Raw genomic sequence first — 19,430 nt, 5'->3', positions numbered from 1 at the left:
AGCAGGGCATTGGGAAGGCCTGCAATTCGGTTTTGTGCTTTCCGAATGGCTTTCCTGAACGAAGGCTCACCGGGATTTAGTTTCATTGGTGTTAAAACGCTACCCACTTAACGATTTTGCTACACTCTCCGCCGCTTGTCGCAGTAACGCCAAGTGGGGGCTACCAAAGCTCTGAATGACGTATTCAGTTCTGAATCACGCGGCTTCCGGTTGGGGTTGAACGGACGCGAAAACCTAACAAATGAGGAGACACCTGATGAAACGTAAGGGCTTGTACTTTCTGATTGCGCTGGCCCTGGGCGGCGTAGGTGCCGTTCATGCGCAGGACACCACTGCCGCTCCCGCCGATAGCTCCAGCACCGGCATGGCCACTTCTTCCTACGATGGTCGTTGGTATATCGCCCCGACCGTGGGTGCCTACTTCAACGATCACAAGCGCAATACCAACAGCCGCCAGATCTATTACGGGCTGGGTTTTGGTCGTTTCTTCGCGCCGAACTTCTCAGTCGATGCATTCATCGATCGCACCAAGCGCAAGATGGATAACGGCATTGCCGGTGGTGGCGGCCATAGCAACAATTCCTGGGCCAGCACCAATATCGGTGCGACGGCTCGTTTCTATGCGGGTGACTGGAACGCATGGCGGCCTTACCTGTTGGGCGGTGTGATGGGCAGCCATCACCAGAATATGTCGGACAATGGCTGGTCGCCGGCTGCCGAGCTTGGTGGTGGTGTGTCCAAGACGGTTTCCGACAGCTCGGACATTCGTCTGGAAGCCGGTTATCGCTACGATTGGGACAACAGCACCCAGCCGAGCAAGAGCGGTTATGGCGACTGGTTCCTGGGCTTCAGCGTAGTTACCCGCTTCGGCGCCCCGGCAGCTGCCCCGGCTCCAGTGGCTGCTGCCACGCCGCCGCCGGTCGACTGCTCGACCCTCGATAGCGACAAGGATGGCGTGAACGACTGCGACGACAAGTGCCCGGCAACCGCCGCTGGCACGATCGTCGGTCCGGACGGCTGCCCGCAGAAGGTCGTGATCGATCTGCGCGGCGTGAACTTCAAGTACGATCGTCCGAGGAAGGGCGAGACCGACATTGCCAAGTCGCTGGCTGAGCCGACCGCTGATTCGCTCTCGGTCCTGAACCAGGCTGTCGATACCCTGCAGCGCTATCCGCAGGTGCACGTGACCGTCGCCGGTTATACCGATTCGAAGGGCACCGACGAGTACAACCAGAAGCTGTCCGAGCGTCGCGCCTCGATCGTGTACGACTACCTGACCAGCCACGGTATCGATGCAAGCCGTCTGGAAGGGCCGATCGGCCACGGCGAGAACGATCCGATTGGCGACAACGCCACGGATGCCGGTCGCGCACAGAACCGTCGCACGGAGTTGCAGGTTCAGCAGTAATCGAACCTGAGTAGCAGAAAATAAAGAACCCGGCTTCGGCCGGGTTTTTTTTTGCCTGGAGGAAACGGATTGGGGGGGGCTGGTTGGCCCCGGCCCCTGTCCCGCCATGGTGACTTTGCTTGTGGCGTCGTGGCTTCGGCCTATACGCTAGCCCCATGCCACGCCAGATTCCCCGATCCTTGCTTGCCGCTACAACCCGGCCGACACCACGGCATGGGTTGGCGCGAGTGCTGTCCAAGCTGGGCGCCTGTTCACGCAGCCAGGCCGAACAGTGGGTGCGCGAGGGGCGTGTGAGCCTGGATGGCCGGATCATTCGCGACCCGTATCATCCGACGATGCTCGATCAACAGCTGGTGGCCGTCGATGGCAAGCCGGTGAGGGCCGTCGAGCATGTCTACGTGATGTTCAACAAGCCGCGCGGACTGATCGTGAGTGCTGCCGATGAGCGCGGACGCGCCACGGTCTACAGCGCATTGGCGCAGGCCGGTTTGCCCTGGCTGGGGCCGGTGGGACGACTGGACAAGGCCAGCGAGGGGCTGTTGCTGCTCAGCAACGATACGACCTGGGCGGCGGGCATCACCGATCCGGTCACGCACACGGACAAGACCTATCACGTGCAGGTGGCTGGACAGCCGGATGCTGCGACGTTGCAGGCGATGCGGGTGGGGATCGACGATGCCGGTGACACGTTGAAGGTCAGGCGGGTGAGCGTGCTGCGCGCCGGCGACAAGAACGCCTGGCTGGAGGTGGTGCTGGATGAAGGTCGCAACCGGCATATTCGTCGTTTGCTGGCCGCGCTGGGTTTCGACGTGCTCCGTTTGATCCGGGTCGCGATCGGTCCACTGGCTCTGGGCGAGCTGGCCAAGGGACAGTGGCGCCAGCTCGATGTGGACGAGGTTCGTGCGCTCGAAACCCGCGGCAAGGGCGAGAAGACACCGGCGCGGAACTGAGCCGCCGCGCCGCCGCGCCGGCACCCGGCGAATCAGGCGCCGATCACCCCCAGCTGCCGGCCGACCCTGGTGAATGCGTCGATCGCATGGTCGAGATGCTCGCGGGTATGCGCCGCGCTCATCTGCGTGCGGATCCGTGCCTGGCCCTGCGGCACCACCGGGAAAAAGAATCCGGTGACATAGATGCCCTCGTCGAGCAGTGCGCTGGCCATCGCCTGCGCCTTCTTTGCATCATGGATCATCACCGGCACGATCGGATGCACGCCCGGCTTGATGTCGAAACCGGCCCCGCTCATCCGCTCGCGGAAATAGCGCGTGTTTTCCTTCAGCTTCTCGCGCAGGTCGCCGGCACCGGCGAGCATGTCGAATACCTTGATTCCCGCGGCGACCACGTGCGGCGGCAACGAGTTGGAAAACAGGTAGGGACGCGAACGCTGGCGCAGCAACTCGATGACTTCCCTGCGGCCCGTGGTGAAACCGCCCACTGCGCCGCCGAGCGCCTTGCCCAGGGTGCCGGTGAAAATGTCGATCTTGTCCATCACGCCGTGCACCTCGGCCGCACCACGACCGCTGTCACCGAGAAAGCCGGTGCAGTGACATTCGTCGATATGCACCATGGCGTTGTACTTTTCGGCCAGTGCCGTGATCTGGTCTAACGGCGCGATGAAACCGTCCATCGAGAACGTACCGTCGGAGGTGATCAGCTTGGTCCGTACGCCGGCCGCATCGGCCGCCTGCAGCTGTTTCTCCAGGTCGGCCATGTCGCTGTTGGCATAGCGGAAGCGCCTGGCCTTGCACAGGCGGATGCCATCGATGATCGAGGCGTGGTTCAGCGCGTCGGAGATGACCGCATCCTCTTCGCCCAGCAAGGGCTCGAACAGGCCGCCATTCGCGTCGAAGCAGGCCGCGTAGAGGATGGTGTCCTCGGTGCCGAAGAATGCGGCGATCTTCGCCTCGAGCTGCTTGTGCAGGTCCTGCGTGCCGCAGATGAAACGCACGCTGGCCATGCCGAAACCATGGGTGTCCAGGGCGTCCTTGGCGGCCTGGATCACTTCGGGATGATCGGCCAGGCCGAGGTAGTTGTTGGCACAGAAATTCAATACCTTGCGACCATCCTCCAGTTCGATCTCGGCGGACTGCGGCGAGGTGATGATCCGCTCGGCCTTGAACAGGCCCTGCTCGCGGATGGATTGGAGTTCGCTGGCGTAGCGCGCCTGGGCTGTATAGCTCATGGGAATCCCGACCATTGGATGGCAAAGCGCCATTGTAAGGCGCCGCGCCAGTCGCTGCCTCCTCGATGTGTCGCCGGGGCGTTCAGTGCAGGCCGAAATCCACCCGCGTGGTCTTGCCCTTGTCGTTGATGCCCTTGGCATCGAGCCGGGGCGGATGTACGGAAAGACGTTGCGGGTCGATCTTGCCTTGCAGCCACTGCTGCACGGCCGCGGCGCGGCGATCGGCCAGTTGCCGCAGGGCGGCGGCATCGACCGGCATGTGCGTTTCCAGCAACAGACGCATCTCCTCCGGTGGCTGCGATTTGGTGAAACCGATCAGATTCTTCGGCTTGGGAAACTTCGCGTGCCGGTAGACCCGGGTCAGGTAATGCTCGTATTCATCGGGAGTCAGCTTGAGCGTCGACGGATCGACCTTGTCGCCGTCATGCTCGGCCTTCTCCTTGCGCACGAGGTCCTCGACCATTACCGCGCGCAGGCCCTTCTCGTCCACCGCCGGATCCATCCGCCCGGTGATGTCCAGCTTGAGCGACGGCTTTTGCTGCAGCAGCTTCGCCAACTGGGTAAGGCGCGACAGCGTCGCGTCATTCAGCACGGCGGAGCCCGGCGCGAACTCGACGTAGCCGAGGTCCGGATGCTTGCCGCCGCCGATCGAGGCAAGCAGGCGGAACGGCGCGGTGGCTGCGCGGGCAATAAGGTTCACGAAGGCGTGCCAGATCAGGCCGCCCATGCTGAACTTCGGATCATCCAGCGAACCGGACACTGGAACATGCACGTCGATCTGGCCCTGCGCATTCTTCAGCAAAGCCACCGCCAGCTTGACCGGCAAATGGCTCACGCCGGGCGTAGTGATGCGCTCACCAAAGGTGAGCTGCTCTATGAAGATGTGGTTGTCGGCAGTGAGCTTGCGCTGGTCCAGCATGTAGTGCACGTCGACGTTGAGTACGCCACCGGTGATCGGGTAACCGGCGTATTTGCCGGAGTAGGGCGACAGGCGGGTCAGCTGGACGCCGTCGGCTTTCGCCTTGATGTCGAGAAAGGCCACCGGCGTCAGCGGGTTGATGCTGCCGTTGATGTCCACCGGGGAGTTCTCGTCCAGCTTGCCCTGGAGCACCAGTAGCGCCGGCGATCCCTCGCGGGTGCCGAACGCGCCGATGCTGCCGGCCAGATCGGTGACGTTGGCGGTGTAGTTCGGCTTGATGAAGTTGTCGGTGTAGTTGAGTTGCCCCCGGGCCAGGGTGATCTGGCCAATCCGGATGTCCGGCCGCGGTCCCGCCGGCAATCCGGTCGCGGGCGTGGTCGCCGTCGTCGTGGCGGGGGCGGGAGTCTTCTCGACACGTGTCACCGATACGGCCGCCGCGCCGGCCCCGGTGGCCACGACGTCCTGCAGGTTCAGACGGCCATTGCTGTTGATGATCACCCGGGCATAGAAATCGCTGAGTGCGAGACCGCCGACATCCGCATGTGGCGCACCTTCGCCCAGGCGCACAAGCAGTCCGGTGGCGGCCAGCGAGTGCCAACGCAGGAAATCGTCGCCGGTGACCTTGTCCTGCACGCGCACCCGGCCCAGCGTGGCGGCCCCGCGATAGCTGATGCGGGCATCCGCACTGCCCTGATCGCGATAGCCGAGCCGGCCGTCGAGGCTGAGCAGCGCACTGCCGATGCGTACGTTCAGTGGCACGCTGATCAGCGACTGCAGCGGTGCAATGTCCAGTGCGCGCGTCCTGACCTGAAGATCCGCGACCAGTGGTTGTGGCGTGATCTTGCCGCTGACATCGTAGCGGCCGCGACCGAGTTTTCCGGTCAGCGTCACCGTAAGCGGTAGCTGCAGGTTCGACGAAAGGGTTTCGACACGGTAACGATCGGCATGCAGATCGACCGGCACCGGATGATCGGCAGTGAGGTCCACGAATGCCACATCGCCGTCCTCGACCTTCAGCTCATCGACCTGCCAGTGCCAGGCGGGGACAGTGGCCTGCGGCGCGAGATTCGATGCCGGGGATGGGGTCGTCGTGGCGGTGGCGAGCAGCCCGGCCAGGTCCACCTGGCCGTTGCGCAATCGCTTCACATCCAGTTGCAGTCCCTGTGCGTCGACACTGGCAACCTGGGCGTTGCGCGCGGCGAGGTCGAAGCGGTCCAGCTTCACCTGGACGGACTTCCAGGCCACCGGCGTGACGTCGGTGGCATCGCGCTGCAACACCAGGTTGCTGATGGTGAGCTGCGCTGGCTCCATGTGCAGGTTGATCGGCTTGCCCCAGCTTGCCTGAAGCTGGCCATGGGCATCCAGTTTGCCCCTGGTGATGCGGGCTTGCAGCTGCGGCATCGCCAGCGATTGCAGTGGCGCCAGCGCGACGCCGTCGAGGGCGAGCCTGCCGTCGAAGCGGGCGCCCGCAAGATCGAGCTTGCCGGTGACGCCCAGTCCGCCGCCGTTCAACTGGCCGGACATGACCAGGGTGGCTGCCGGCGCTGCTACCGTGGACAGGCCGCGCAGGCTGCCGCGCAGATTCGTCAGCGTGGCTGTTCCCGCCACGGCGCCACTCGCATCCGTATAGTCGAGTCGACTCCGCTGAAGGTCCAGCGCATGGATCCGCACGTCGTTCGCAGACGCGGCGGGTCCGGTGGGCGGCTTGCCGGTGTCGACTGCGGTCAGCACGTCGAAGTTGCTGTGCCCTTCTGCGCCGAGACGATAGTGCAAGGTGGCCCGGTCCAGCAGCACCCTGCCCAGGCGATAGCGCGAAAGCAGCGGCTGCACGTCGGTCAATTCCGCCGAGCCGTGACCCAGCTCCAGCAGCGCGGCGCCCCCGGGCGTGGTCATGCTGAAGTCGTCCAGCGACAGCTGGCCGTCCAGACGCAACTGGGTATCCGCTTTTGTCGCAACGAAGTGCAGCTCCAGCTTGCCCGACAGCTGTCCGCGCGGAATCGCCACCGGTAGCGCCGCGGGTGCGTAGCCGAGATAGCGGGGCAGGTCGAGGTGATCGAGCTGGAACTCGAGTACGGATTCCCGACTGCTGGCAAACGGCTTGGTCCGACCGTCGATGCGCAGCGGACTGCCGTCGATACGCGCAGCGAACAACGGCTTGACGAAGAGATCGGTGGTGGCGGGCAGGTTGGCCAGGAACGGAATACCCAGTTCGATCCGGTCGATGCGATGGCTGGTGCCCAGCACCTTGTCGTCGAAGCGGATATCGCCGTCGTGCACGCTGATGTTGGCCAGCGCGAAGCGCGCCGGTGCGGCTTTCGGATCCGCAGGTCCGCTCAGGCCGGCCAGCAGATCGGAGAAGTTGAAGCGTTGCGGCCCGAGGCGGACCAGATGCAGCTGCGGGTGCTGCAGCGCGAGTTCGTCGAGCACGGGAGCCCAGCGGAACAACGAGCTCCACGAGGCGTTGACGACAAACCGGTCGACATCGACGAAGGCGGACTGCCGATCGGATTCGCCGACGTGCAGCCGGTCCAGCTCCAGTCGCAGCGTATAGGGATTCAGATGGACCTCGCCGATCGTAACCGGGCGGCCAAGCCGGGTTCCAAGACGCTGCTGCAACTGCGATTTCAGCCATGGCGGTGCCGCGAAGAATCCGAGCAGGCCGAATACCACCAGGGCGATGCCGACGAACAGCAGCCAGCGACGCAGGCGACGGGACCGATACACGTGCCCGGCTTGCGCGCGCGCGCGCAACAGGCGCGGATCACCCAGCAGACGACGATCAAACATGTGGACGGCACTCCATGAACGTCGCGATCCGGCGGTGCCTGGGGCATGCCGCCGGTGACCATCACCAACCACCCGGCATCCCACCGGAGAGACTGCAGTTTACGGACCGGCGGGTCCGCCGCCCAGCTGCCGCATCACATGCCGACGAGCCGGCCGCGAAGCGGCTTCGGGAGATTCAGCCGGTCAGTTCCACGAGCAGACCACCTTGCCGCAGGTGCCGGCGTCCATCAGGTCGAATCCCTTCTGGAAGTCGTCGATGTGGATCTGGTGGGTGAGCACCTTCTGCAGCGGGAATCCGGTCAGCACCATCTGGGTCATCTTGTACCAGGTCTCGTACATGCGTCGACCGTAGATGCCCTGCAGGGTGAGGCCCTTGAAGATCACCTTGTCCCAGTCGATGCCGGCGCCGCGCGGCATGATGCCGAGCATCGCGACCTTGCCGCCGTGGTACATGCATTCGAGCATGTCGTTGAACGCGCGTGGGTTGCCGCTCATCTCCAGGCCCACGTCGAAGCCCTCGATGTGCAGGTCCTTGACCACGTCGCGCAACGACTGGTTGGTGACGTTGACCACCCGGGTGGCGCCCATGTCGGCGGCCAGTTTCAGGCGGTAATCGTTGACGTCGGTGACCACCACGTTGCGCGCACCCACGTGCTTGGCGATGCCCGCGGCGATGATGCCGATCGGGCCGGCGCCGGTGATCAGCACGTCCTCGCCGATCAGGTCGAACTCCAGCGCGCAGTGCGCGGCGTTGCCGTAGGGGTCGAAGAAGGCGGCCAGCTCGGACGGGATCTGGTCGGGGATCGGCCACAGGTTGGACGCCGGCATGCTCATGTACTCGGCGAATGCGCCGTTGCGGTTCACGCCGATGCCGATCGTGTTCGGGCACAGGTGCTGGCGGCCGGCGCGGCAGTTGCGGCAATGGCCGCAGACGATGTGGCCCTCGGCCGAGACGCGGTCGCCGATGGCATAGCCGGTCACGCCCGGGCCGATCTCGGCGATGCGACCGACGAATTCGTGGCCGATGGTGAGGCCGGGCGTGATCGTGCGCTGGCTCCATTCGTCCCACTTGTAGATGTGCAGGTCGGTGCCGCAGATCGCGGTCTTCTCCATCTTGATCAGCACTTCGTTCGGACCGACCTCAGGCATCGGCACCTGTTCCATCCAGATGCCCTGTTCGGGCTTGCGCTTGACCAGGGCTTTCATCGTCTGTGGCATGGGGAGTCCATCGGTTGGCCCATTGAACGGGCGGGGAAACCCCAATTATAGGGCCTGCCGATCCACCGCACGATTGCCGGTGGGCCGGCCTCGACGGGTTGTCGGGCCGTTCGGCTGGCCGCACGGCAGCGCGCCCCCTACACTTTCACGATGCCGATCGACAGCCGCCCCCTTGCCATTTTCCTGATGGGACCGACCGCCTCGGGCAAGACTGCGCTGGCCTGCGAGTTGAGCGAGCGTTTTGCGCTGGATCTGGTCAGCGTGGATTCGGCGCTGGTCTATCGCGGGATGGACATCGGTACGGCCAAGCCGGATGCGCTCACGCTGGCCCGTTACCCGCATGCGCTGGTGGATATCCGCGATCCGTCGCAGCCGTATTCGGCGGCGGACTTTCGCGTCGATGCGTTGAGCGCCATGCAACAGATCGGCGCGCGGGGCAGGGTGCCCTTGCTGGTCGGCGGCACCGGTCTGTATTTTCGCGCCCTGCAGCAGGGGTTGTCCGACCTGCCCGAGGCGGATCCGGCGATACGCTCGCGCCTGGCCAGCGAGGCGGCGCAGATCGGCTGGCCCGCCATGCATGCGCGACTGGCACAACGGGATCCGCTGGCAGCGAGCCGGATCGGGCCCCATGACACCCAGCGCCTGCAGCGTGCGCTGGAAGTGTTCGAATTGACCGGCCGGCCGCTGTCCGAACAACAACGGGGCGGCAGCGGCACCCCTTTCCCGTGGCGGGTGCTCAAGCTGGCGTTGCTGCCGCTCGATCGGAGCGCGTTGCACGAACGCATCGCCCGCCGCTTCGACACCATGCTGGCGGACGGATTCCTCGACGAGGTACGCGGGTTGCATGCCCGCGGCGACCTCCATGCCGAGTTGCCGGCGCTGCGGGCGGTGGGCTACCGCCAGGCGTGGGAGCACCTGGAGGGGTTGACCGGAGCGGGCGAATTCCGTGACCGGGCAATCTTCGCCACCCGTCAGCTGGCCAAGCGCCAGATCACCTGGCTGCGCAGCGATTTCAGTGCGCGCATGTTCGACCCCGACCGGCCGGGGTTGCCGGCTTCCGTTGCCGATGCCGTGCACCGGTTCCTCGGTGCGCCCGGCATCCCGATCGACCGCTGAGGCCCTACTGCGATCCGCGGTAGTCCGTCGCCGCGGCCAATTGCGACTTGCTGCGCGAAAATCTCCTTTCATCAAGCATTTGAAAGCAGTTAACATCCGGGTCATGTTGGTTCGGGGCGTCATTGGCGTTTTTTACCCGGATCCGTTCGAGGCAAGGGGAGAACAAGAAATGTCCAAGGGGCAGTCGTTGCAGGATCCGTTTCTGAATGCGTTGCGGCGCGAGCGCGTGCCGGTGGCCATCTATCTGGTCAATGGCATCAAGTTGCAGGGTACGGTGGAGTCGTTCGATCAATTTGTGGTGTTGCTGCGTAACCAGGTGAGCCAGATGGTCTACAAGCACGCCATTTCGACGGTGGTGCCGAGCCGCAACGTGCGCATCGGCAACGGCCACGATGGCCATGATGGAGCCGATCATCAGTCCGACGCGCCGATCGCGACCGCCGAGGCGGACGCTTGATTGATCGGGTGTTCGCCCGCATGAAGTGGTTCTGCTCCTGAGGATCACCCCCATCCGTGTTTGAAAGAGAAAGGAAAGGCGATCGCGCCCTGCTGGTCTTGCCGCATTCCCGTGGTGAAGGCGATACGGTGCGTCGCGCCGAGGAATTCGCCGAATTGGTGAAGTCCGCCGGAGCCGAGGTGCTGGGCGTCGTCTCCGCCCGGGTCGAGGATCCCAATCCGCGTTTTTACATCGGCAGCGGCAAGGCCAACGAGGTGGCGGAGGCGGCTCGCGCGCTGGAAGCCGACCTGGTCCTGGTCGACCACGAGCTCACGCCGGTGCAGGAACGCAACCTGGAAAAGCATCTGGGCATCCGCGTGGTCGATCGTGCCGGATTGATCCTGGATATCTTCGCCCAGCGTGCGCGCTCGCATGAAGGCAAGCTGGAGGTCGAACTGGCCCAGCTCAAGCATCTGGCCACCCGGCTGGTGCGCGGATGGACCCATCTGGACGCTCAGCGTGGTGGTGCCATCGGCAACCGCGGTCCCGGCGAAACCCAGCTGGAGACCGATCGCCGCCTGATCGGCGAGCGCGTCAAGATGCTCACCAAGCGACTGCAGAAAGTGCAGACCCAGCGCGGTCAGCAGCGTCGCGCGCGGTTGCGCAATACGGTGCCGCGAGTGGCCCTGGTGGGCTACACGAACGCCGGCAAGTCGACGCTTTTCAATTCACTGACCACCGGTGAGGTCTATGCCGCCAACCTGCTGTTCGCCACGCTCGATCCGACCGTGCGCAAGCTGGAGGACCTGAGCTGCGGCCCGGCGGTGCTGGCCGACACGGTGGGCTTCATCCGTGAGCTGCCGCATGACCTGGTGGCAGCATTCCGCGCGACCCTGGCCGAGGCAAGGGATGCCGACCTGCTGCTGCATGTCAGCGATGCCGCCGACGACGAGCGCGAGCGCCTGCATCGCGTGGTCGACAGTGTGCTGGAGGAAATCGACACCGGTGACGTGCCGCAACTGCATGTCATGAACAAGATCGACCTGGCCGGCGCCGAGCCGCGCATCGATCGCGATGCGGCGGGCAAGCCGGTACGAGTCTGGGTGTCTGCTGCCACCGGGGTCGGTCTGGATCTGCTGCGTCAGGCGCTGGGCGAGTTGCTCGGCGGCGAGCGCGTTCAGTCGGCACTGCAGTTGCCGCTATCCGCCGGGCGACTGCACGCGCGGCTGAAGGCCGCCGGCGCGATCAGTGGCGAAACGGTGGACGAGCACGGCTGGCAGTTGCGCATCGATGCGCCGCGCAGCGTGATCGCCCCGCTCAGCGGCGGTGACGCGACCGAAGCCTTGCTGCTGCGTGAGCTGCTGGCCATCGCGGAATGACGCCTTCGGGCTGCGGACGGCATGGTTCGGCTCTGATAGAATGGCCCGCGTTTGTGCAGCCCGTTTGACGGGCCGCTCGCCGTTTGGACAGCTCAGGCTGAATCTCATGTGTAACCCGGTTCAACGTGTGTTCCGGCCGTGGTTGCCGGCCTCCAGAACGCTTCAAGGAGACTGACTCGTGGCATGGAATGAACCCGGCAAAAATGGGCAGAATGATCCGTGGAACAGGAAGCGCCCCTCCGGCAAATCGCCGCTGGATGACCTGCTCAACAAGTTGAAAAGTGGCGGCAACAAGCTGGGGCAGGGGCCTGGCGGCATCCTTACCGGCATCCTGGTGTTGCTCGTGGTCGGGCTGCTGTTCAGCAGCTACACCATCATCGGCGCACGTCAGGCCGGCGTGGTGCTGCGTTTCGGCCAGTATTCACGCACGCTGTCGCCCGGTTTCCACCTGAAGCTGCCGCAGCCGATCGAGTCGGTCACCAAGGTGGAGTCCACGCGGATCCGCTCGGTCAACGACAAGGTGGCCATGCTGACCCGCGACGAGAACATCATCACCATCGACTTCACCGTGCAGTACCAGGTGGACGACTCGCGCAAGTACCTGTTCTCGCTCAATGACCCCGACGGTACCATCGGCGCCGCGGCCGAGGCAGCGGTGCGCGGGGTGATCGGTGGCAGCGACATGGATCAGGTCCTGTCCGCCGCCGGCGCCAACCTGGTCGCCGAGGCGCAGACGGCATTGCAGAAGACCCTGGACGGCTACAACTCCGGGCTGCGCGTGACCGAGGTGAGCTTCCAGAACGTGGCCCCCCCGGACGAGGTGAAAGACGCCTTCGACGACGTGAACAACGCCCGCGAGGACAAGCAGAGCATCGAGAACGGCGCCCTGGCCTACGCCAGCAAGGTGGTGCCCGTGGCCCGTGGCGACGCGGCCCGCATCGCCGCCGAAGCCGCCGGCTACAAAGCCGAGAGGATCGCACGTGCGAAAGGCGACACGGCACGCTTCGACCTCCTGCTGACCCAGTACAAGGCGGCCCCGGAAGTAACCCGCAAGCGCCTGTGGCTGGAGACCATGGAACAGGTGATGGCAGACAACCCGAAGGTGATCGACGGTTCCAACGGCCGCAACATCATCAACCTGCCGGCGCTGCGGGGCGCAGCGGCGACGCCTGAAACCGGTTCCGCCACCGTGGGTGCGATCGTGCCGTCCACGGCTCCTGCCAGTGGCACAGCCGACAAGGGAGCACAGCCATGATGAAGATCTCGACCGCCATCATTGCGGTGGTACTGCTTCTGCTCGGCCTCAACAGCATGTTCGTGGTCAGCGAGGGACACAGCGCGCTGGTGCTGCAATTCGGTCGCATCGTACAGACCGACTATCAGCCGGGCCTGCACTTCAAATTGCCGGTGATCCAGCAGGTGATGCATTTCGACAAGCGCATCTTGTCGCTGGACGCGCCACCGGAGCGCTATTTCACCTCCGAGAAGAAGAGCGTCAACGTCGATTTCTACGTCAAGTGGCGCATCGTCGACAACGCCATGTATTACCGATCCACCGGTGGCGACCAGCTTCAGGCAACCCAGCGATTGACGCCGATCGTGAAGGACGCGCTGCGTTTCGAATTCAATGCGCGTACCTTGCCCGACCTCATCTCTGGTGGGCGCAAGGACATCACCGAACGGGTGCGTGCACAGACCGATGCCTCGGCGCGCAAGAATCTCGGCATAGCCGTCGTCGACGTGCGCATCAAGCGCATCGACCTGCCCAACGAGGTCAGCGAATCGGTGTACAAGCGGATGCGTGCCGAACGCCTGCAACTGGCCAACGAGTTGCGCTTTACCGGTCAGGAGTCGGCGGAAACGATCCAGGCCGATGCGGATCGTCAGGGTCAGGTGCTGCGAGCCGATGCGCGTCGTGATGCGGCGACGATCCGCGGCGAGGGCGATGCCCAGGCCGCGGCGATCTACGCGCAGGCGTATAGCCAGGATCCAGAATTCTTTACGTTCTATCGCAGCCTGGCGGCATACCGCAAATCGTTCGAGGACGGCAGGGGCGTGCTGATCATGAAGCCCGACAACGAATTCCTGCGCTACTTCGACCAGCCCGCACCCAAGCGCTGAGTTGCTTCCTCGACACAGCAGCTGACAGGCACCTTCTGCCTGACGCTTCTGGTCGAGGATTGCGCTGGCAGGCAATGGTGCTCGATTCGCCGCCATGGCCGTCGCACTTCTTGCACCTGTCCGGTGCCGGTGCGATGGTCGTCGGGCCGGTGCCATTGCAGCTGTTTCTTTAGACACGCGTAACCCCATCCGCGGGGCGTCGCAAACCTGAGTGAGAAGATCATGGGCAAGTCAGTCGTAATTCTCGGTGCCCAGTGGGGCGACGAAGGCAAGGGCAAGATCGTCGATCTGCTGACCGAGCGCGTCAGCGCAGTGGCGCGCTTCCAGGGCGGCCACAACGCCGGTCACACGCTGGTGATCAAGGGCAAGAAGACCGTTTTGCACCTGATTCCCTCGGGCATCCTGCGCGACGACGCGCTGTGCCTGATCGGCAACGGCGTGGTGCTGTCGCCGCCGGCATTGATGGAGGAGATTGCCGAACTCGAGGCCAATGGCGTCGAAGTGCGCTCGCGGCTCAAGATCAGCCCGGCGACTCCGTTGATCATGCCGTACCACATTGCTGTCGACCGGGCGCGGGAACTGGCCGCCGGCGGCAAGGCGATCGGTACCACCGGGCGCGGCATCGGTCCGGCCTACGAGGACAAGGTGGCCCGTCGCAGCGTGCGCGTGGCCGACCTGATGTATCCGCATGAATTGCCGGCATTGCTGAAAACCGCGGTCGACTACCACAACTTCATCCTCACCCAGTGGCTGAAGGTCGAGCCGATCGACTACCAGACCGTGCTGGACGACGCGCTGGCGTGGGGCGAATACATCCGCCCGATGGTCGACGACGTCGCGACCATCCTGCATGACGTGCGCAAGGAGGGCGGCAACATCCTGTTCGAGGGCGCGCAGGGCGCGTTGCTCGACATCGACCACGGTACCTATCCCTACGTCACTTCCAGCAACACCACCATCGGTGGTGCGCTGGCCGGGACGGGTGTGGGCGCGGGTGACATCGACTATGTGCTGGGCATCTGCAAGGCCTACGCGACCCGTGTCGGCAGCGGCCCGTTCCCGACCGAACTGAAGGACGAGATGGGCGAGCGCCTGCGCAAGGTCGGCAACGAGTTCGGTGCCAGCACGGGCCGTCCGCGTCGTTGCGGCTGGATCGATCTGGTTGCGCTCAAGCGCGCCACCCAGATCAACGGCATCAACGGGCTGGCGATCACCAAGCTCGACGTGCTCGATGGCCTGGAGACGATCAAGGTCTGCATCGCCTATGAATACCGGGGCAAGCGCCGCGAGTTGGCCCCGCTCGATGCGGACGGCTGGGACGAATGCAAGCCGGTCTACCTGGAGTTCCCCGGCTGGAGCGAGTCCACTGCCGGCATCCGCGACTGGACCAAGCTGCCGCCCGCCGCCCGCGCCTACCTGCGTGCGGTCGAGGAACTCTCCGGTTGCCGCCTGGCGCTGGTTGCCACCGGTGCGGATCGCGAGGACACCATCGTGCTGGATGATCCGTTCGCCTGAGCCGAGTTTGCGTAGACCCAGAAAGAGCCCCGCATTCGCGGGGCTTTTTTTTGTCGCGGCGGGCTCAGACGGCGCGATTGTGCGAGCGCATGGTGCGCTGCTTCTCGATTTGCCAGTCGCGCTGCTTTTCGGTGTTGCGCTTGTCGTGTTCCTGCTTGCCGCGAGCCAGCCCGATCTCGACCTTGACCTTGTTTCCTTTCCAGTACATTGCGGTGGGTACCAGGGTGTAGCCCTTGCGCTCGACCGCGCCGACCAGCTGGTCGATTTCCTTTCGATGCAGCAGCAACTTGCGGGTGCGTCGATCCTCCGCGATCACATGGGAAGATGCACTGATCAACGGCGGAATGGAGGTGCCGACCAGGAAAATCTCGTTGTTCTTGACGATCGCGTAGCTGTCGCCGAAATTGATCCGACCCGCGCGCAGTGCCTTCAACTCCCAGCCTTGCAGGGCGACCCCGGTCTCGTAGCGCTGGTCGATGGCGTATTCGAAACGGGCGCGCTTGTTGAGCGCGATGGTACCGCCTCCCTTGCTGTCTTTATCCTTCGTCTTGGCCATGTCCGTTAAACTCGGGCGCGTTGCCCTGTGATCGGCCCTGTCCCATCTGGAACGGACTCTTTGAAAAGTGCAGCCATGGATGGCTGCTTGTTGATCCTCGCATTCACGGATGAATGCAAAAACCATCGAGGTTGCCGTGATTGAAATTCGCCGCAGCGCACTGGTGAAGTATTCGCCTGCGCAGATGTTCGACCTGGTCAATGATGTTGAAGCATACCCAAAGCGCTTCCCCTGGTGTGTCGGCGCCGAGATTGTCGAGCGCCAGAGCGATGTGCTGGTGGCGCGGCTGGATCTCAAGTTCGCCGGGTTTCGGCAGAGCTTCACCACCCGCAATGCGGTCGAGCCACCCGCTCGTCTGCAAATGAGCCTGGTCGATGGCCCGTTCCGCAGTCTGGAGGGCGTGTGGCACTTCACTGCATTGGGCGAAGCCGGCTGCAAGGTGGCCTTTGCGCTGGATTTCGAGTACGCGGGCCGGCTCGGCGGTGGTGCGTTGAAACTGGGCTTTCAAGGCCTGGCCGGGCGTATGGTGGACGATTTCTGCCGCGAGGCCGAGCGTGTGTATGGATGAGCGCGTCGTCACGGTGGAGGTGGTCCATGCGCAGGCGGGGCGCTCGATCCTGCGGCGCGTCCGGCTGCCCATCGGCAGCACGGTGAGGCAGGCGATCGAGGCGTCCGGGATACTGCAAATGCTTCCGGAGGGTGCCGTCGACTGTCGCCGGACGGGCATTTTCTCGCAAAAGGTGCCGCCGGACCATGTCGTAGAGGAAGGCGACCGGATCGAACTCTACCGGCCGCTCGTGCTCGATCCGATGGAGGCACGTCGCCGCCGGGCTCGCTGAACTCCGATCGGACGGGATGCCTCGATCCTGCCCGATTCAAGCCGGAATATCGGTCAATGACCGGCGTTGTCGCCCTGGCCGAAACCGCCATCGCCCTTGTTGTCATCCGGGGACTTGCTCTTGTCACCCTTCGTTTCGTTGACCGGATAGCCCGCGTTGTATTTCTTGCTGTCCTTGACCAGCTCCTGGGCATCCTGGGCGAAGAAATCGCCCTCGGAGCGCACCAGCGTATCGTTGTTGAAGGTCAGCTTGAGCGTGCGGATCTTGAGTGGGCCGCCACGCTTGGCCAACGTCGACACATAATCCCAGCGGCTCTGGTCGAACGGCGTGGCGACCGAAGGCGTGCCCATCAGCACCAGCACCTGGTGCTTGGTCATGCCCGGCTTGAGCTGATCGACCACTTTCTTGTCCAGCAGATTGCCTTGCTGCACATCGGGCGTATAGACGATATGGCAGCCGGCGAGGGGAAGCGCCAGCATGACGAAAACCAGCAGGGTGATCAGCTTTTGCATGCGTGTTGCGTCCAGGATCGTGAAGGTGACGGATGATACACTACCGGCTTGGAAACGCCGTGTGCGGGGAGGGTGAGTATGGAACAGGAAACCAAGGAATTGCGCCGGGTTGGCCTCAAGGTGACCCACCCACGGATGCGCATCCTGCAGATTTTCGATGAAGAAGGGGTGCAGCACCTCACCGCGGAAGATGTTTACAAAAAGCTGCTCGCCCACCAGGAAGATATCGGCTTGGCGACGGTATATCGCGTGCTGACCCAGTTCGAGGCCGCGGGCATCATCGTCAAGCACAACTTCGAAGGTGGCCAGGCAGTCTACGAGCTCGATCGTGGCAAACATCACGACCACATGATTGATGTGGACAGCGGGAAGGTGATTGAGTTCGTCAGTGAAGAGATCGAGCGCCTGCAGCGCGAAATTGCCGCGCGCCACGGTTATGTGATCGAGGACCACAGTCTGGTCCTGTATGTGCGACCCAAGCCGGGTTCACGCAAAGGCTGATCTGCTGCGTTTGGCTTGCGCCTTCACACCGTCAAGCCTTGGGTCCGGCTGAATGTCAGGCATAAAAAAGCCGCGAGGCGGACTCCTGTCCACCCGCGACTACTCCCCTACCTGTCGGTTGGCACCCGCGAATGGTTCGCGATTGCCGAAATCCCTCGCCAGGTAGCGGCGAAACGGCATCCTGCCGTTTTTTCAGAGCCGCCGTCCCCACGACAACCCTGATCCACCATCTTGCGATGGTGGCTCCCCCACATCGATGAACCGATCGTAACGATGTCTTCACGTTTCCGGTATCGGAAAAATTCCTAGTTTCACTGCCCACCATCCACGTATCCGTTGTTGCTCCGCAGCAAAATACGCAAATGTACGCCGGAGTGGTCCGGGCGCAGGCGAAACTGGCCGCCCAGTGAAGTCACCCGATCCCGCATGCCTTGCAGTCCGCGGCCTCCTCGCGGGAGCCGCCCGGTCAGGCCGACGCCGTCATCGCGCAGATCGAGCAGGGCCAGCGCAATGCCCTGCCGCTCGCCGATGCGCAACCGCAACCTGAATTCACTGGCTTGAGCGTGCTTGACCGCATTGGTGGCGCTCTCCTGAACCAGCCGGTAGATGGCGGTGCGGGTGTCGTCGTCGAGCAGGCGCGGATCGCCGTGAAGCTCGGTTCGGTAAGCCATGCCGGCCGCGCTGAGGAGGTCTCTGATCGGACCTTCGTCGAGTGCACGCAACAGCCCGAACTCATCCAGAACAGCCGGGCGCAAGTCATCCAGCAGGCGATGCAAGGCACGGCGCATATGCGCCAGGATGGAGTTGATCGAGGTACTGATGTCTTCCATGCCCGCCTGCCGCAGGCGGGCCTGCACGAGTTTGACGTGGGTCTGGATGGCGGTGATGTTCTGGCCGAGTTCGTCATGCAGTTCGGCGGCCAGGTGCCGGCGCTGGTTTTCGTCCGCCTGCAGATTGCCACGGGCGGCATCGCGCAGCTGATGGGCAAGCTGATCCAGTCGGCGGTTGACCGCACCCAGATAGACGTTCTGCTCGGCCACCCGCTTGCTGCTCCGGCGCAAGGCATCACTGGCCGAGCCCAGCAGCAATGCACCGGTACCGGCGACCGCCAGAAACAGGTAGGCGGCGGCCGTTGACGGGGCGTGACCGAGATGGCGATCTACCAAGGTCATCCCGAGGCTGGTGGTCAGCATCGCGATGCTGGCTCCGCGCCAGCCGTGGCGGAACGCGAAAAACAGCACAGGTGCGAGGGACAGGACCCGGGCGAATTGCGGTTGGGGCTCGGCCTGCTCGGACAGCAGCAGCAGGATGACCATCGATGGCAACATCACCAACAGACCGTCCATGAACAAGCTGGCCAGTGCCCGGCGATCGATCCGGGTACGCAGCAGCATGATCATCAACGGTACGATCAGCAGGATGCCCAGATAGTGACTGAGCAATTCCTCGCCGAGCACGCCAATCATCAATTCAGGCGAACCCGGCTGGCGCGTGAGCGTCAGCATCGTCGCGTCAACCGCCATGGTGGCAGTTACTACCATCACCACCGAAAGCAGCAGCCGGGTGACCTCCTGCGGATTGTTGAGGCTGGCATGCAGGGTGAAGCGTCGCAGCATCAACAGAACGGCCGCCATGACCAGGGGCTCGGGCATCGAGTTCATGGCGAAACCCGCCCAGCCTAGCGGCAGGCCCTGGACCACGCCGATGCCTGCCGCGGCCGCCAGTTCGGCGCCGAGCAGCCAGCCCCAGTAGCGAACCGGCGTGAGCAACAAGGCGCCGAAACGCAGGCCGTACGGCAGCATCCAGTATGGCTGGACGGTGGGCCATAGCAGCAGCCACAGCAGCAGATAGCCGATGCCCAGCAAGGGGCCGGAGTCGGGCAGATGGAGTGATTTCGCTTGCATGCACGGATGGTACATGTCCACTCCGCACGGATGCTGC

17 protein-coding genes are annotated in these 19,430 nt (G+C 63.9%); 11 read left to right on the top strand and 6 right to left on the bottom strand.

All coding sequences use genetic code 11. The features are described from left to right. Positions 1 to 256: 256 nt before the first annotated feature. Complete coding sequence (locus tag ACFPPA_RS09545; protein ID WP_377319536.1) at positions 257 to 1,408, top strand: OmpA family protein; 1,152 nt, start codon at positions 257 to 259, stop codon at positions 1,406 to 1,408. A 218-nt stretch (positions 1,409 to 1,626) separates the two neighbouring features. Beyond that, entirely contained in the window at positions 1,627 to 2,358 is a 732-nt protein-coding gene (locus ACFPPA_RS09540) for a pseudouridine synthase (protein ID WP_377320663.1), read from the top strand. A gap of 32 nt (positions 2,359 to 2,390) precedes the next feature. Here ACFPPA_RS09540 and kbl read toward each other — a convergent pair whose 3' ends face one another. The 3 genes from kbl to tdh all read right to left on the bottom strand — a co-directional run bounded on the left by kbl (position 2,391) and on the right by tdh (position 8,514). Beyond that, on the bottom strand, positions 2,391 to 3,590 hold the full coding sequence (kbl, locus tag ACFPPA_RS09535) for a glycine C-acetyltransferase (RefSeq protein WP_377319535.1): 1,200 nt from the start codon (positions 3,588 to 3,590) through the stop codon (positions 2,391 to 2,393). An 82-nt stretch (positions 3,591 to 3,672) separates the two neighbouring features. Then, complete coding sequence (locus ACFPPA_RS09530) at positions 3,673 to 7,296, bottom strand: DUF748 domain-containing protein (protein WP_377319534.1); 3,624 nt, start codon at positions 7,294 to 7,296, stop codon at positions 3,673 to 3,675. A 183-nt stretch (positions 7,297 to 7,479) separates the two neighbouring features. After that, positions 7,480 to 8,514 (bottom strand): L-threonine 3-dehydrogenase, encoded by a 1,035-nt coding sequence (gene tdh, locus ACFPPA_RS09525; protein ID WP_377319533.1) that lies wholly within the window; start codon positions 8,512 to 8,514, stop codon positions 7,480 to 7,482. A 150-nt stretch (positions 8,515 to 8,664) separates the two neighbouring features. Between tdh and miaA the strand changes: the two genes are divergently transcribed. The 6 genes from miaA to ACFPPA_RS09495 all read left to right on the top strand — a co-directional run bounded on the left by miaA (position 8,665) and on the right by ACFPPA_RS09495 (position 15,081). After that, positions 8,665 to 9,630, top strand: a complete 966-nt coding sequence (gene miaA / locus ACFPPA_RS09520; protein ID WP_377319532.1) for a tRNA (adenosine(37)-N6)-dimethylallyltransferase MiaA — start codon at positions 8,665 to 8,667, stop codon at positions 9,628 to 9,630. Positions 9,631 to 9,799: 169 nt separating this feature from the next. Continuing rightward, a complete protein-coding gene (hfq, locus tag ACFPPA_RS09515; protein ID WP_377320661.1) occupies positions 9,800 to 10,087 on the top strand; it encodes an RNA chaperone Hfq in 288 nt (95 codons plus the stop codon). Positions 10,088 to 10,143: 56 nt separating this feature from the next. Further along, positions 10,144 to 11,445 carry a ribosome rescue GTPase HflX gene (gene hflX, locus ACFPPA_RS09510; RefSeq protein ID WP_377319531.1) on the top strand — a complete coding sequence of 434 codons (1,302 nt, stop codon included), beginning with the start codon at positions 10,144 to 10,146 and terminating at the stop codon, positions 11,443 to 11,445. A 178-nt stretch (positions 11,446 to 11,623) separates the two neighbouring features. After that, positions 11,624 to 12,700, top strand: coding sequence for an FtsH protease activity modulator HflK (gene hflK / locus ACFPPA_RS09505; RefSeq protein WP_377319530.1), 1,077 nt, complete (start codon positions 11,624 to 11,626; stop codon positions 12,698 to 12,700). Further along, positions 12,700 to 13,566, top strand: coding sequence for a protease modulator HflC (gene hflC, locus ACFPPA_RS09500; RefSeq protein WP_377320659.1), 867 nt, complete (start codon positions 12,700 to 12,702; stop codon positions 13,564 to 13,566). The genes hflK and hflC overlap by 1 nt, the downstream gene beginning before the upstream one ends. Before the next feature lie 222 nt (positions 13,567 to 13,788). After that, positions 13,789 to 15,081, top strand: coding sequence for an adenylosuccinate synthase (locus ACFPPA_RS09495; RefSeq protein ID WP_377319529.1), 1,293 nt, complete (start codon positions 13,789 to 13,791; stop codon positions 15,079 to 15,081). A gap of 64 nt (positions 15,082 to 15,145) precedes the next feature. On the opposite strand, the gene smpB is transcribed toward ACFPPA_RS09495, so the two are convergent. Continuing rightward, entirely contained in the window at positions 15,146 to 15,637 is a 492-nt protein-coding gene (gene smpB, locus ACFPPA_RS09490) for an SsrA-binding protein SmpB (protein ID WP_377319528.1), read from the bottom strand. 136 nt (positions 15,638 to 15,773) lie between these two features. Between smpB and ACFPPA_RS09485 the strand changes: the two genes are divergently transcribed. Further along, positions 15,774 to 16,205 (top strand): type II toxin-antitoxin system RatA family toxin, encoded by a 432-nt coding sequence (locus tag ACFPPA_RS09485; RefSeq protein ID WP_377320657.1) that lies wholly within the window; start codon positions 15,774 to 15,776, stop codon positions 16,203 to 16,205. Continuing rightward, positions 16,198 to 16,476 carry an RnfH family protein gene (locus ACFPPA_RS09480; protein ID WP_377319527.1) on the top strand — a complete coding sequence of 93 codons (279 nt, stop codon included), beginning with the start codon at positions 16,198 to 16,200 and terminating at the stop codon, positions 16,474 to 16,476. The genes ACFPPA_RS09485 and ACFPPA_RS09480 overlap by 8 nt, the downstream gene beginning before the upstream one ends. Positions 16,477 to 16,529: 53 nt before the next feature. On the opposite strand, the gene ACFPPA_RS09475 is transcribed toward ACFPPA_RS09480, so the two are convergent. Then, positions 16,530 to 16,988 (bottom strand): outer membrane protein assembly factor BamE, encoded by a 459-nt coding sequence (locus tag ACFPPA_RS09475; protein ID WP_377319526.1) that lies wholly within the window; start codon positions 16,986 to 16,988, stop codon positions 16,530 to 16,532. Positions 16,989 to 17,066: 78 nt separating this feature from the next. On the opposite strand from ACFPPA_RS09475, the gene fur reads away from it, so the two are divergent. Next, the gene (gene fur / locus ACFPPA_RS09470; protein WP_377319525.1) at positions 17,067 to 17,489 is read left to right on the top strand and encodes a ferric iron uptake transcriptional regulator; all 423 of its coding nucleotides are present in this window, start codon (positions 17,067 to 17,069) and stop codon (positions 17,487 to 17,489) included. A gap of 311 nt (positions 17,490 to 17,800) precedes the next feature. Here the strand turns inward: fur and ACFPPA_RS09465 are convergent, their stop codons facing one another. Next, on the bottom strand, positions 17,801 to 19,393 hold the full coding sequence (locus ACFPPA_RS09465) for an MASE1 domain-containing sensor histidine kinase (protein WP_377320655.1): 1,593 nt from the start codon (positions 19,391 to 19,393) through the stop codon (positions 17,801 to 17,803). Between the last annotated feature and the right edge of the window lie 37 nt (positions 19,394 to 19,430).

This window comes from Rhodanobacter ginsengisoli (assembly GCF_042657065.1).
Classification (GTDB): Bacteria; Pseudomonadota; Gammaproteobacteria; order Xanthomonadales; family Rhodanobacteraceae; genus Rhodanobacter; species Rhodanobacter ginsengisoli.
This window is presented reverse-complemented; position numbering and strand designations above follow the sequence as displayed.